A 13,691-nucleotide genomic window follows, 5' to 3' on the forward strand; every position below is an offset into this window, starting at 1 on the left:
TTTTTTGGGTTAATGAGTTATTTCTACTTCTTTACCTTTGATTTTATAGTTGATTTTTGACGTCTGAGCGATTCCTTCCAATACATTTTCCAAGGTCTCATCATAATATTGCCCTGTGTAGGCCCATTGAGCATTGAACTTTCCAGTAGTATTGATCTCTACTCCATACCAAGTTTCAATTTTCTGCACCACTGTATCGAAGTCATCGTCAGTAAAGACTAAGTACTTATCCTTCCAGCCAGTGACCGATCTTACATCAAAATCCTGCTTGTGTATTTTCCCGTTATCCTCCAACACAATCATCTCCATAGGAGCCAGCATAACTTGATTTCCAAGCTTGTCGTTAACTTTCACTTTACCTGACACCAGCGCTACTTCTAGCTTTCCCTTCACAATGCTATTGACATTGAAGCTCGTGCCTAATACCTCTACTTTAGCATCCTTGACTTCTACTATGAATGGTCGGCCTTCTTTCTTAACATCAAAAAAAGCCTCTCCTTCCATAGAAATCACGCGAGAAAATTCAGTAAACGTCTTCGGATAGGATATTTTGGAGTTTGAATTGAGGTGAATAACGGTCCCGTCATTCAAATGAAGGACAGTTTTCTTTCCTGCTTCATTCACTTTGGTAATCCATTCAATCGATGCTTTCTCTGAGTCTGAAAAATTTTGCGTCTCATAAAGGGCCCAGCACGAAAAACCAATCAATAAAATAGCTGCAGCCCTACGAACCGAAAAAAATGAATACCATGTATCCATCTTAGATGGTATCGTATTATGACTTGGCACTTCCAAGTCTGCTTTTAAGATATTCTCAAAGACCTGGATATATGCTTCATCAGTAAACTCAAAATTCTCTTTGTATTGGATAGACCTGACGAAACTTGCCGCTTCTGTCACCATCTCTCTTTTCTGGGGATTGGAAATCAACCACTTTTCCCAAAAATGTAAGGTATTCTCGCTAGGGGATTTCACCCACTGTACGAAAAACTCATCAGAGAGAAAGTCTTCGAACTCGTAGTCCTCATATTTTTTATGATCTGTATAATTAGACATTGCTTTAATAACTCGTTGGTTTAATAAATTCTTTAAGACTAGCTAAGGCTCGATAGATCAATTTTCTGGCAGTTTTTACTTCACTGAAGTTCATGATTTCAGCAATTTCCTTGTAGCTCAACTCCTCTTCATAGAATAGAAGGATGGCTTTTCTTTGCTTAGTTGTCAACTGGCTCAAGCCACGCTGAAGCTGTATTTTTCGCTCAGTTTCTGACTCACTTTTGATGAAACTAACTTCTGGAGACACCACTATCTGAAAATGTGAATCGAGAAAACTCTCCTCAAACCCTTCTATTGATGTATTAGCCTTAATGTTTTTAATTATTTCCCGTTGAATAGATCTGAATAAGTAACCTTTAATATTCGTCACCTCTTTCAAATCTCCTCTCTTTTTCCTCAGGTAAATAAAGAGATTCTGTATGCTGTCTTTGACCAAACTTGAGTCACGGGAGTATTGACTACCAAATTGGTAGAGTTCATGCACATAGGTTCTGTACAAATAATTAAATGCCATTTCATCCCCCTTATTAAAAGCATTCCAGATATCGCAATCAGATTTTTCTTCGAAAACCTTGACAGTTTCTAAATGCTTTGAAGGGATAAAGGTGGAATTGGGCTGTTCTTTTGGGTTTCTGTTCATTGAAAATTGGAATTCCTTCTCCTTTCTAAAATTAAGAGTAAGTTAACAAGCGAAATGACCCCATAATATTCTAAAATATTTTTCCAGAAACCTGAAACAAGAATATTAACAGTATAAAACTTCACTTTTACGCTTGAATTGCTGCGGAAAAAGTAGATTTAACCGCTTTCCTATAAAAATCATCACCCCTTGGAGGAAAGTGCCGCAGTCTAAAATCTTATCATTTATTGAATTGTATTTCTTAAAGTTTTACCCCGTGTTTGTCAGTTGCTTAATGTGACTTGAAGTCTTTTGACTATGAAAAAATAAGGACAAAGCTTATCCAAATGCAACTATTCTATTTTATCAATTTCTCCAAAACTATAGGCTCGTCTTCCCAGTACCAAACCCCATCTTTTTGATACAAAACTCTATGTTTACTACCTACCGCATGTGGGGTACTTTGAAGGGGTATCCAGTTTGCGAGTTCAGCTTTTACTTCACTATATTCCGCCACCTGAGCTAAGTTTGACCACTCTCCAGCATCTCGGTAGTGATCGTATAGTTCTTCGGAGCCATCAGCATACCTAATATATCTCCATCGTTCTGTCCTTACAGAATTATTTCCTGGGTTATGGGTAGTAATTGCAGGCCTAGCTCTTGGCGTATTTGCATTTTCCAACTGAGGAATTAAACTGATCCCTTCCACCTCAGTATTCTCAGCTAGACCTGCCAAATCAAGTAAAGTCGGGTAAATATCTAATAGCTCAGCAGGCTGGGAAGACTTCGCTCCAACTGAAACTCCCGGCCCCGCAAAAATCAATGGAACATGTGTGGATCGTTCCCAAAGGGAATTTTTACCCGTAATATCCTTTTCCCCCAAATGATATCCATGATCTGACCAAAAGACGATGATTGTATTTTCTGTTAAACCATTAGCATCTAGGGCATCTAGAACTCTTCCCACCTGGGCATCCATGAAACTTATGGTTGCCAGATAAGCTCTTACTTTATTTTCCCACTCTTTATTCTCAATCACCCACGAGAGTCGAGGCTCTGGAAGATACCAATGTAAATTCCAAGCAAAATCGGGAATATCCATACGATCCCCCTTTGGAGCAAGTGGTAAAATAAGCTCATCTTTTGGATAAAGATCAAACCATTTTTGAGTGGCATACAGTGGAACATGCGGCTTATTAAACCCTACAGCTAGAAAAAATGGATCCACATCTCCCTTCTCTTTGCCAAACACATTCAATTGTTCTACAGCCCATGAAGCCACCTTATAATCATCCATAACCGAATCATGCGCTACAGGATAAACACCCCAGTCAATCAATGGATTGTTTACCATATCTAATGGAGTTGTCATCAACTTGGTCGAGGGTCTAGGATTATGACCTCCATTAGGACCCCATTGTTGAAACTCTGTGGCTCGCTCTGCAGCAGTAATTCCACCGTGAAGAATCTTGCCTGTAGACAATGTTCTATACCCATTCTGAGCAAAGTACTGAGACAAGGTCACGACGTCCTTTGTCCTTTCTACTTCCCGATGCCTAGGAGACAAACCGTAAATCCCAGTGGTAGTAGGCCTTAAACCAGTTAGAATACTTACCCGAGAAGGGTTACAAAGCGGTGCTTGTGCATGTGCATTAGTGAATAATGTTCCTCTATTTGCTAGTCTATCAATATTTGGAGTCTTCACCTGCGGATGACCATTCAATACCCCAATCCAATCATTTAAATCATCACTCGCTATAAAAACAATATTTGGAGAACTTGCAGAATTGTTGTTTTGTGCAAAAGAACTCGTAGAATCTACTGCAAAACTTATCAATAGCAGACTTAATAAAAGTTTTAGGGTTTTCATGGGTAGATGGGGTTTGAATGCAGCACAAATTTTCTGAATTCGAAATGATAAGTTTACTTTAAAAAATCACTTCAGTCTCCTGCTCTACCCTGAAAATGGCATTAATTCACTTATACCAATAAAAAAACCAATGAGCTTACACCCATTGGTTTTTTATATTCTTCTTAACTGAAGCTAATTAATTAGCCAATTATGTTTGCATCATCATCCCATTCGATGATAGTACCACGATCCTCCATCTTGAGGTATTGTGGGATGTATTTTTCTTCTAGTTTGACGCCGTGCTTGTCCATTACCTGCTGAGGAATTCCATCCCAGGCATTTGGAGTATTACCTACGTAGCCCATATACTTCCACCCTTCTGGGGTAGAGAAATAACCTGAGCAAGTAAGATTACGAAGCATATTAAACCAACGAACAGCACCTTCATATTCAGGTTTTGCTTTATCTGGCCAAGCTACCTCATCCACTATAGTGATCACTTCAGACTCGCTCAATTCATTGAATGATTTGCTGAATTTCTCATCAGCTTCGAAATCCAACCACATCAAGCCACCACGCATACGTGTCTGATTGCCTGGCTGGTCTTTCATCATAAACTCCATGAAATCGACAACCCCGAGTTCGGTAGCTGCAGGTGACTCATCATCTTTTGGCATGATGATATCTACCAAAGTGCTTAGCTTTTTGCGCTCCTCATCTGTGAAAAACGTATCTGAAAGCAACGCTTGATCACGTTGTTTTTCTTCTTCAGTTCTACCACCGATAGTACCACCAGTCAAGACATCTTTGGCTGGTAATTTTTGCTGCTCTGGTGAACAGCCTGTCATTAATAAACCTGTACCGACCGAGCCGGTAAAGAGCAATTTGAGATTTTCTCTTCTGTTCATGGTTTAGATATTTTTCTTATTCAATTCAGAAACAATGTAATCGGAAGTTCTCCAAGCCAAGGCCAAAATGGTCCAAGTTGGGTTTTTATCAGCTTGAGAAACAAATGGACCAGCATCTACTACGAATAGATTATCGCAATCATGTGCTTGGCAATTTGAATTCAATACTGAAGTAGCAGGATTATCTCCCATACGGGTGGTTCCTACTTCGTGAATGATTCTTCCTGGAGCCAAAAGACCATATTTGGTCTCAGGACCTGGCTTAGAACCCAGTAAAATTCCTCCGGATTCAGTCAAGATTTCTTCAAAGGTATCATGCATGTGTTTCGCCTGATTGACTTCTTGATCTGTCCAGTTGTAATTAAATCTTAGAACTGGAATACCGAATTTATCCACTGTATTTGGGTCAATTTCACAGTAGTTGTCATACATAGGTACACTTTCACCTCTGCCAGACATACCCATGGTAGAACCGTAGATTTTTCTAATGTCTTTTTTAAGACCTGCTCCGTAGCCTCCATTTGGACTTGGCGCACCAAATTCATCTGTGATATATTTTCTCATCGAATCCATACTTCCGCCGGTTCCATAGGCTGGCTGGCCCATTCCTCCCCAGTATTCGATATGGTATCCTCTGGCAAAATTCAATTTCTTATTATCTCCCCACCATGGTGTGTACATGTGCAAACCACCTACTCCATCTTCATTGTAGCGCTCACGATCCATCATGCTAGGCATAATTGCCATACGATCTGTTCCCGTAGAATCATGTAGGTATCTACCTACCATTCCTGAGCTATTTCCAATCCCATCAGGATGTGATTTAGACTTGGAGTTCATCATGATTCTTGCAGACTCACAAGCTGAGGCTCCTAAGACAACCACTCTTGATTTGAGCTTGTATTCTTTCATGTCCATTTTGCTCACAAAAGAAACTCCAGTTGCTTTACCACTTTCGTCTGTAGTTACTTTTCTAACCATAGAGTGCGTGTAAAGGTCTACTTTACCTTTTTTCATAGCAGGGTGAACCAAGACAGTTCCAGCGGAGAAATCTGCATGGACTTGGCAAGCTCTATTACACTGGCTACAGAAGAAGCATACTCCTCTTTCCTTATTAATAGGACGGGTAAGCATGGATAGACGCGAAGGAATCATTGGGATACCCATTTTGTCCGCACCTTTTTTCATGTAAAGCTCATGCAGTCGAGGCTTTGGAGGAGGTAGGAAAAATCCATCCGGCTCATTATATATACCTTCTTTGGTGCCAAAAACACCAATTAGCTTATCAACTTTGTCGTAATACGGCTTTAGATCATCGTATCCAATAGGCCAGTTATGACCTAATCCATCAATGCTGGCACGTTTGAAATCATTAGGCCCAAATCGAAGTGAAATTCTTCCCCAGTGATTTGTTCTTCCGCCGACCATTCTAGAGCGAAACCAATCGAATTCAGTTCCATTTTTTCTAGTGTAAGGTTCACCGTCAATATCCCAGCCACCAATAGCTGCATCAAAGTCGCCAAAGGGACGGATTTGTGTTCCTGCACCTCTTCGAGGAGATTCCCATGGCGGTCTAAGTTGTGTCCGATCTTCTTCCTTGGCTGGATCAAAATCACCACCTGCTTCAACAACAGCTACGGAAAGACCTGCCTCGGATAGAATTTTGGAGGCCATGCCTCCCCCAGCTCCGGAACCAACAATAATAACATCGTAGGCTTCACCGGAATTTTTGATTTGAAAACTCATTAGATAGAATTTGCTTTATTGATCTGATTCAATTTTAAAAAGAGAGGTCGATTTCTAGTATTAACACAACTCAATCCTTCTAACCCTAAAATAACAAAATTATTTCTTCCCAAACCGTCTGATTTTCCTATTCAGACTCAATCCAAAAAGCTTTAATTCCCATATTAAATCTATCTTATTTCCCAATAAACGCCATTTCCCGCATAAAATGAGGCATATAAGCCCGTACAACTATCGAATAAGCTCCTTTACTTTAATGAAGCCACTTCCTTTATTTTTTTATAGATGGACTTTAAACCTTTTAAAAAATATTTTTTTTCTTTTATCCGGCTATTTCTATTGCTTATTATTTAAAAGGCAACCCATATCTATTGCTTTTTTACAATTTTTGCACACAAAAACCCCCTGTTCACCAAATCGACATGTCAATTGGAGTAAAGTCAAAGCTTGAAAGTGAGGCACTTCTAAAAGTCTCGCGGATGAAACCTGTCATCAAACCGACTATTCCTCATAGGCATGCTGGCTACCATGAGTTAATTTTTCTTTCGAAAGGTGCTGGCTCTCATACAATCGGAGATGAAAAATTTGACGTGACTCCTAATACAGGTTATTACCTCGGCCTTAGCGAGGTTCATTGCTGGGATTTCAGTAAAATCCCAGATGGCTATGTAATTCTATTCAAAGAAGAAGTCCTGTCCCAATACCCCAATGCCGTCAACAGCCTTTTTCAATTGACTAAAACTTTTGAAATAGCAGACACGGAACAGCAGATATTTGCACAATTAGAAACGTTTCAAAAAGAATATAAAAAAGGAAGTTCTCTACATGTCCTAGCAGCTCATCTCAATCTTCTAATTCTAACTACGCTAAACCTGCCTTCTTCCTCACCGAAATTAGATTCTACAGTCATTGACCAACTGGCACTTTTCAAACGATTGATCAACGAGCATTTTGCGCAGCTAAAAAATGTACAAGAATATGCCGATCTCATGAAAATTTCTGTGAGAAAGCTAAATACCATTTGCAAAACTACCCTACATACTAATGCACGGGAAGTCATCAAAGAACGCATTTTGATAGAAGCTAAGAACTTGCTTACTCATACCAATAATCAAGTAACAGAAATAGCTTATTCACTGAATTTCACTGATTCATCAAATTTCGTGAAGTTCTTCAAGCAACAGACTAACCTGACTCCGCTAGAGTATAGATCCAAAATAAAAGTCTGATTATACCATTATTGGTATTTTCCTACCGTAAAATAGTACAAAAGCACTAGTTCTTTGTGACAAATTAACAAACCTCAAATGAATCGATTACTATCTCTGATTTTCCTTACTTTTTTCACCGGAACAGCTTTTTCTCAAACTGGCGTAAAGGGGAAACTAATTGACAAGTCCGAAAACAACCCGTTGGAATATGCCAGTGTGGCCATTTACCAAGTTAAAGACAGTTCATTAGTAGCTGGCGTAGTGACCGATCAAGATGGCGCATTTGCTTTAGACAACTTAAAATCAGGAGATTACTATCTACTAGCGCAGTTTTTAGGATATGACACCAAGGTCATTTCAGACATTGTAATATTAAAGAATCAAATACAGGATCTCGGCACTATTTTTCTAAGTCCAGATCAAAAATTACTAGCTGAGGTAGAAGTCTCCGGCAGGAAATTCACAACCATGAATCAAGTAGATCGACAGGTTTACAATTCTGAGAATTTCCTGACAAGTCAAGGAGGTACAGCCACCGATGTGTTGAGAAACCTTCCTTCAGTCAGCATCAATGCCCAAGGTGAAATATCAGTAAGGGGAACTACAGGTTTTGTGGTGATGGTAAATGGCAAACCAACCCAATCCAGCCCAGAAGCTTTGCTTTCACAACTTCCAGCGAATGCAGTAGAAAAAATAGAGTTGGTCACATCTCCATCTGCTAAATACGACCCAGAAGGAAAGGCTGGAATCATCAATATCATCATGAAGAAAGGGGTGACTGATGGCACATTTGTGCAAGTGAATACCAAGATCGGCATGCCGAGTATAGAGCCTTATGACAATAAGGACAACCCTCAGCGCTATGGAGCTGACTTCACTATCAATCACAAAAAGGGCAAATGGGATCTTTCCCTCGGTGGAAGCTTCCAAAGAAGTGACATCAACGGTAGAAGAGAAGGAAATGTCTATACCATAAGTGGAGATACCACCACCTATTTCCCTTCAGACGGAGAAAGAAGTACAGATGCTAAAACCTACTCTGGCAGATTTACGCTTGGCTATGCTCCGAATGAATCCAATGACTTCAGTTTGGGTTTCTATGCCGGCAAAAAGACTGCTGACAGAACTGCTGACATCCTTTATAATGACAACCGTGCTGAGGTAAATGGAGAGCGTCTTTACACCATGCAGTATTACAACGAGAACCTTAGAATTCGACGTGGTGATTTCGTATTGGGAAGCTTGGATTACAAGCATACTTTCCAAAACAAGTCCCAGCTCTCAGGCTCGTTTTTATATGAATACACTATGCTGGGTGGGCCTACAACCAACAGGAATTTGGGCTATCCAAACACTAGCTTCATCTATCAGGACGAGTACAATACCAACGACAATCCGCTTCATGGCACTAGAGTACAAGTGGACTACAAGGCTGCTCCAAAACCATTTGGAATCTTGGAATTTGGCTATCAGTACAGGTATCTCAACCATACTGGAGATTTTGTCTATGAGCGAAAAAACAACGAGACAGGCGTATTTGAGCTGATCCCAGAGTTTTCAAGCGCCGTGGATTTAAGTAGATCTCTGCATTCAGGATATGGACAATTGAGCGGTAAGAAGGGGCAATGGAGCTATTCAGCTGGCGCAAGGATGGAGATCATGGATAGAACGCTCGATCTGACTGACAAAGCCGGGACAGTTGATACTACTTACCTATATGATTTTGTGAAATTGTACCCTTCGGCAAGTTTACAATATTCGGTAAACGATGACCTTCAAATCAAAACATCTTACTCCAAAAGAGTAGAAAGAACGACTACTTTTAAGATGAATCCCTTCCCAGAAAGAGAGCACTCCGAAACCTTGGAACAAGGTGATCCTACCCTGCTACCAGAATTTGTAGACCTGGTGGAAGTCGGCTTGGTGAAAAATTTCAACAACAATTCTTTTACTGCCACTACCTACTTTAGAAATGTACAGAACCTAGTCAATCGAGTGAACACAGTCTTTAACGACACCATTTTAAATCGAATTTATTCCAATGTCGGCACAGGAAAGTCTATAGGTTTGGAAGCAGGATTGGAGTTAAACCCAACCGATTGGTGGCAAGTTTTTGCTGGCGCAAATGTGTATAATTATGCAATTTCCGGTGAGTTTGATGACAAACCTATCAATACCCAAAGCTGGATATACTCCATCAATGCAAACACCAGCTTTAGCTTTGGCAAAAACTGGGAAGCTCAGTTGGCAGTGAACTATATTTCTCCTACCAACACCGCACAGGGCGAAGATTCAAGCTTTCTTTCTCCCAATCTGAATATCAAAAAGAGCTTCCTTGACGGAAGGTTGAGCACTACACTTCAATGGCTAAACATCGATATGGGTCTACTTCCTACGAATGAGCAACGAATCACCACCTGGAGAGACGGAGAGTTCTACACTACCACAAACTATGTATATGAGGTAGATATAATCCAGTTCAACATCAGCTATACGTTCAATAAATTGAAAAACAACTCCAAGTTTATCAAGAGTGAGTTTGGTGAGAAGGAATTCTAAAGAAATAACAAATCAAATTAGTAGCGTTACTTAAACTGTTTTCGTCTTTTAAACACCTTTTATTTTGACTTTATGAAAAATCTATTCACCCTCTTTTTAACAGTATTCCTTATCACTTCATGTACTGAGGACAATAGTCCTGAAGGCGTTCTTATTCGAGTGGAAAATGGCTCGGCAGTAGATTTCAAGGATATCTTGATTAGCTCAGGATCTACTCCCATAGAATTTGGAGACATTTCTGCTGGACAGAGATCTGATTACAAAGAATTTGAATCAGCCTATCGCTACGGCTTCGTAAGCTTACTAGCTAATGGAAAGGAATTAAGAATGCAGCCTTATGATTATGTAGGCGAAACTCCACTTTCTAAAGGCTATTATACTTACAAACTCAATCTGGATACCTCTGATCCTAATAATCCTCATTTAACACTGGATCTGTTAATCGTCAATTAAGAAAACCTCTTCCATTCCTTACTCAAAGGTTTTACTCGATTCGTCAATTATTTCTTTCGTAAAACAAATCTGTAAAAAGCTATCCAACTCATTTTCAACACGCTTCAAAAAGGAGCTAAAATATTCTCGATTTTTTTCATAATCATTTCAAAAAAAGTGTTTGTCGGAAATAAATTTTGCTACATTTGCAACCGATTCATGAGCAAGTCAGGGGTCAAAAGATTGAAAAAATAACACCTCGGGGTGTAGCGTAGCCCGGTATCGCGCCTCGTTTGGGACGAGGAGGTCGTAGGTTCGAATCCTGCCACCCCGACATCAAAAGCCTTTGATTAAGTTCAAAGGCTTTTTTTTGTGCCTTTATTTTAAAATTCAAAATATTAAAAAGAAGTCGTAGATTCTCCCGATATTCTTATGGATTAGGCAAGGGTTATTAGATAGTTTTTCTCATTAATTCTGTTGTCACGGATTAAGGCAAAAATTCTGTTGATCAGTTTAGCTCTGACCGCATTGATAACTGTCATTTTATTCTTGCCTTCTGCCACTTTCCTGTCAAAATAGTCCTTGAATTCACCTTTCATTTGTATCGCTGAGAGTGCCGCCATATGGAATAGTTTCTTAAGCTCCATGTTTGCTCTGTGTGAAACTTTGCGTCTGGATCTTTGGCTGGTTCCTGATTCAAAAGAAAAGGGAGCAACTCCTGCATGACAGGCGAATTTTCTACCTGAATTGAATTTAGTAAAGGCACTGGTCGCTAGAATGGTGTGGATAGCAACTTGGTCACCGATTCCGTCTATTGAAGTGAGTATGGCTTTTTGGTTTGTCAGTTTTTCGCTGGATTCCAATAGCAATTTGATCTGCTGATCGATTTCCTTGATCAGCTTGGTCAAGGATTCTACTTGTTTCGTTAAACGCTTACTTCTGGCCTTGTAAAGTGCTTCATCCATGAATCCCTTCAGGTCTTTGATTTGGGACTTATACTTTGCTCTTTCTTTGATAAATAGCTCTCGCTCAGCAGATAGTGCTCTGACTGACTCTAGCGTGTAATCCTCTATTCTTTGAACTTTCGCTTTGTCCTGATGTCTTCTTGCATAATCAGCAATCCTGATGGCATCCACCTTATCATTCTTGTACCTGGTTACTCCGGAGCGTTGCTTGATTTCAGCGCCACTTTCCAGCCATAGAGAATAGCCTTCTTCCAGACATACTTTACGTAAAGGATAGCAATAATGTCCGGTGAATTCTGCGCAAACTAAGGCGTTTTCTAGGTTTAATTGCTTGGATAATTTTTTAAAAAACCGCTTGATTGATACTGGTTTGTTTTCAATTTTGAAACTCTCCACTTCTGCATCTTGGTTTCGAAAAGCAATATCCAAGGTTAATTTGCTTACATCGATTCCAATAAATAATTCAAATTGCATACTTTCGTTGTTAGATAATTGAAGTAAAGAACCGTTACCTAATAACCTTAACAGGTTTGACTGATATCTTATACAGGTCTTGGTTCTTGAAACCTGTCAGTCCCAAATATCGGGTTAGATCTATGACATCTAAAGCTATCGCTGGGTCGCTGACAGGGCTTCAATTATACTTCAAAACCTTACACTTTTCAACCTATCAAACCTAAGGTAGCTATCGGGACTGCCACCCCGACATCAAAAGCCTTTGACTAAGTTCAAAGGCTTTTTTTGTGCCTTATAAATTCAGACTAATATTTTATCAGTTCGAACAGAAGCTGATTTATGAATTCCCAAGTGTTTGTTAGTCATTAGAGCAGGCACGCAATCATTGGTCACTTTAGCCAATTTTTGAAACACCAAGCTTATATGATTTTCATAATTTGCAATACATGCATGACTAATTTCCACGCATACCTGCATGAATGGGCCTCGATTAGCCTGAACTGATTCAAAGGCAACAATACAGTCTTCACATGCAGCAATACAGAGCTCGCATAGCTTTACGCTTGGCCTCATCTCCTCCTCGGACTTATGCCTTTCGATCACCACAAGGCAATTCTGTATGCAAGCCTTGAGCGCCTCTATGCATTCATGTTTTAAAGATATATGACTAGTCATTTCCATCTCCACTTTCCTAAGCAGAAACCAATAAGTTAGCCATATATACCAAGGCGAATTGAATGGAGTAAAACTGCCTATTTCAATTAAAATTCAGAAGTTTAACTAATTTGGACCTGTAAATTATAGGGATAATTATCCTCAATCTGTATCATTAAATACCAATCAAAAATCAGTCAAGAGGCATTTTTCTGGAAAAACAAATTCAGTAATGGAAACAGGTTAACCAAGGCAAATCAGACGCTATCTGACAAATACAAATTCAGACCTATACGGCCTCAGGATATCTATATCCTTCTTCAGGTCTTCATCATCTTTATATACCTTTTTTGAAGTTTGAAAATACTCTATTGGAAAAATGAGCTTGTCCTCATAGAATATCCAAGGATCCAAGGAATAACTCCCATCATCGTTTCGACTCAATTTTACTTCTTCCTCACCTAGAATAGGATCAATAGACACTACCTTTTTATTGCACGACTCATCTTGACAAAGAGCTAACGAAAGGTCATCACAAAAGCGAAGAAATTGATAACACTGGGAAATCACTTTGGAACTCAATGAATTAAGTTTCATGTAACCCTCCCTCATGGTAGCTTGTTCAGACAGAAAAGATTGGACCTTAGCATCCTGTGAGTCTGAATAGAGCTTGTGGCAGTGCATGGAAACCATGATGGCGATAAAAGAAGATTTATACTGAGCACTCCTGACTACAGATTGGGCTTGCTCTAGATCAACCTCCTTTCGATCACGATAATCCAATGGTGCACCTAAGCTGTTTAAATTGTCACTCGCATTCCACCTAGGCTGTCCGTTGTCATGTTCCCCAATACTCTCTAGCCCTCCTGCTAGGTATTTACGGATCGGCCAATTCTGATGATCAATACTTAACCCAATATCCATAGCAAGTAAAGCATGTGCTTTATGAAAATATATTTTCCACCCCTCAGAATTCTTAGAAACTATCATAATCCATCTCTTTTAAAATTTTAGACATCTAACACCTTACCAGAATGAAAATCCTCAATGACAAACCTATAGATTCCAAAATACATAGCCCTTTGCATTTGAGAAAAGGCTTGCTTCTCTAGTTAATAAACTGCGCGAAAACTTATTTGCAAGATCTAAAAACAGCAACAATCTTTTCTGACAGCGCACTTAGTTCAGCTAGGGAAATTTTGAATGTAGAAAGTTCTAAAAATCGACTCGATC

Annotated in this window: 10 protein-coding genes and 1 tRNA gene; 4 read left to right on the forward strand and 7 right to left on the reverse strand. The window is 39.5% G+C overall.

Annotation, left to right across the window (positions count from 1 at the left end; translation table 11 throughout):
- Positions 1 to 9: 9 nt before the first annotated feature.
- The 5 genes from BM291_RS10975 to BM291_RS10995 form a co-directional block, all read right to left on the reverse strand.
- On the reverse strand, positions 10 to 1,056 hold the full coding sequence (locus tag BM291_RS10975) for a FecR family protein (RefSeq protein WP_092897301.1): 1,047 nt from the start codon (positions 1,054 to 1,056) through the stop codon (positions 10 to 12).
- Positions 1,057 to 1,060: 4 nt separating this feature from the next.
- Positions 1,061 to 1,696 carry an RNA polymerase sigma factor gene (locus BM291_RS10980; protein WP_092897303.1) on the reverse strand — a complete coding sequence of 212 codons (636 nt, stop codon included), beginning with the start codon at positions 1,694 to 1,696 and terminating at the stop codon, positions 1,061 to 1,063.
- Between the two features lie 337 nt (positions 1,697 to 2,033).
- Positions 2,034 to 3,545 carry a sulfatase gene (locus BM291_RS10985; protein WP_092897305.1) on the reverse strand — a complete coding sequence of 504 codons (1,512 nt, stop codon included), beginning with the start codon at positions 3,543 to 3,545 and terminating at the stop codon, positions 2,034 to 2,036.
- 182 nt (positions 3,546 to 3,727) lie between these two features.
- Positions 3,728 to 4,435, reverse strand: coding sequence for a gluconate 2-dehydrogenase subunit 3 family protein (locus BM291_RS10990; protein ID WP_092897307.1), 708 nt, complete (start codon positions 4,433 to 4,435; stop codon positions 3,728 to 3,730).
- A gap of 3 nt (positions 4,436 to 4,438) precedes the next feature.
- On the reverse strand, positions 4,439 to 6,181 hold the full coding sequence (locus BM291_RS10995) for a GMC oxidoreductase (RefSeq protein WP_086502950.1): 1,743 nt from the start codon (positions 6,179 to 6,181) through the stop codon (positions 4,439 to 4,441).
- Positions 6,182 to 6,603: 422 nt separating this feature from the next.
- Here BM291_RS10995 and BM291_RS11000 point away from each other — a divergent pair, with 422 nt between their 5' ends.
- From BM291_RS11000 to BM291_RS11015, 4 genes are all read left to right on the forward strand, one after another.
- Positions 6,604 to 7,410, forward strand: a complete 807-nt coding sequence (locus BM291_RS11000) for an AraC family transcriptional regulator (RefSeq protein ID WP_086502951.1) — start codon at positions 6,604 to 6,606, stop codon at positions 7,408 to 7,410.
- A 78-nt stretch (positions 7,411 to 7,488) separates the two neighbouring features.
- Entirely contained in the window at positions 7,489 to 9,951 is a 2,463-nt protein-coding gene (locus BM291_RS11005) for a TonB-dependent receptor (RefSeq protein WP_092897309.1), read from the forward strand.
- Positions 9,952 to 10,023: 72 nt separating this feature from the next.
- Positions 10,024 to 10,404, forward strand: a complete 381-nt coding sequence (locus BM291_RS11010; RefSeq protein WP_092897311.1) for a hypothetical protein — start codon at positions 10,024 to 10,026, stop codon at positions 10,402 to 10,404.
- A gap of 239 nt (positions 10,405 to 10,643) precedes the next feature.
- Positions 10,644 to 10,717: transfer RNA gene (locus BM291_RS11015), tRNA-Pro, on the forward strand.
- A gap of 103 nt (positions 10,718 to 10,820) precedes the next feature.
- Here BM291_RS11015 and BM291_RS11020 read toward each other — a convergent pair.
- Both BM291_RS11020 and BM291_RS11030 read right to left on the reverse strand, forming a co-directional pair.
- Positions 10,821 to 11,822, reverse strand: a complete 1,002-nt coding sequence (locus tag BM291_RS11020; protein WP_092897313.1) for an IS110 family RNA-guided transposase — start codon at positions 11,820 to 11,822, stop codon at positions 10,821 to 10,823.
- Between the two features lie 900 nt (positions 11,823 to 12,722).
- On the reverse strand, positions 12,723 to 13,448 hold the full coding sequence (locus BM291_RS11030) for a DUF3891 family protein (RefSeq protein WP_092897317.1): 726 nt from the start codon (positions 13,446 to 13,448) through the stop codon (positions 12,723 to 12,725).
- Between the last annotated feature and the right edge of the window lie 243 nt (positions 13,449 to 13,691).

Origin of the sequence: Algoriphagus aquimarinus (assembly GCF_900112005.1) — a bacterium.
In the GTDB taxonomy this organism is placed as follows: domain Bacteria; phylum Bacteroidota; class Bacteroidia; order Cytophagales; family Cyclobacteriaceae; genus Algoriphagus; species Algoriphagus aquimarinus.